Origin of the sequence: Shinella lacus (assembly GCF_010994755.1) — a bacterium.
Classification (GTDB): domain Bacteria; phylum Pseudomonadota; class Alphaproteobacteria; order Rhizobiales; family Rhizobiaceae; genus Shinella; species Shinella lacus.
In genome coordinates, this window is sequence record NZ_WHSB02000046.1 from 1 (window position 1) to 990 (window position 990).

General features: G+C 64.2%; 1 protein-coding gene and 1 pseudogene. Both read left to right on the top strand.

Annotated elements, in window-relative coordinates; genetic code table 11:
- Positions 1-848, top strand: an 848-nt coding sequence (locus GB927_RS34210; protein WP_256121589.1) for an ABC transporter permease, incomplete at its 5' end; no start/stop codon positions are given.
- Positions 845-990: pseudogene (locus GB927_RS34215) on the top strand (sugar ABC transporter permease YjfF); the annotation flags it as partial. The gene GB927_RS34210 and the pseudogene GB927_RS34215, both read left to right, overlap by 4 nt.

A 990-nucleotide genomic window follows, 5' to 3' on the forward strand; every position in this document is an offset into this window, starting at 1 on the left:
TGGCGATCGGCATGACGGTGGTCATCGCCACCAAGGGTATCGACCTGTCTGTGGGCGCCGTCATGGCGATCTGCGGCGCGGTCGCCGCCGCCTGCATCACATCCGGCCATTCGCTTGCTATCACGCTTCTCATCACGCTCGGCACCGGCATTCTCTGCGGCCTGTGGAACGGCATCCTCGTCGCGGTGCTCGATATCCAGCCGATCATCGCCACGCTGGTGCTGATGGTCGCCGGCCGCGGCATCGCGCAATTGATCACCGAGGGCGCTATCCTCACCTTCAACGATGCGGGCTTGATCTTCCTCGGCAGCGGCTCGTTCTTCGGTCTGCCCATGCCGGTCGTCATCTGGCTCGTCTTCGGCCTGCTGGTGGCGCTCCTCGTGCGCCGTACCGCGCTCGGCATGCTGATCGAAGCGCTCGGCATCAACCGCCGCGCCACCATGCTGTCGGGCGTATCGACGGGCGTGCTGCTGATCGCGGCCTATGTGCTCTCCGGCCTCTGCGCTGCCATTGCCGGCATCATTGCGGCGGCCGATATCCGCGGCGCGGATGCCAACAATGCCGGCCTCTGGCTCGAGCTCGATGCGATCCTTGCTGTCGTCGTGGGCGGCACCTCGCTTCTCGGCGGGCGCTTTTCCATCGCGGCCTCGCTGTTGGGAGCGCTTATCATCCAGTCGATCAACACCGGCATCCTTCTGTCCGGCTTCCCGCCGGAGCTCAATCTAATCATCAAGGCGGCGATCATCGTGCTGATTCTGGTTATCCAGTCGCCGCGCGCGCAGTCGGCCTTCGTCTTCCTGTCGCGTCCACGAGCGGTGGCGGAGAAGACGGAGCAGGAGGCGAAATGAACCCGCGCTACCTTCCGCTCGTCGCCACCGTCGCGATCTTCCTGATCGCCTATGCTGTCTGCTTCGCCCAATACCCGAACATGCTGTCGACGCGGGTGATCGGCAATCTTTTGACGGACAATGCCTTTCTGGGCATCGCCGC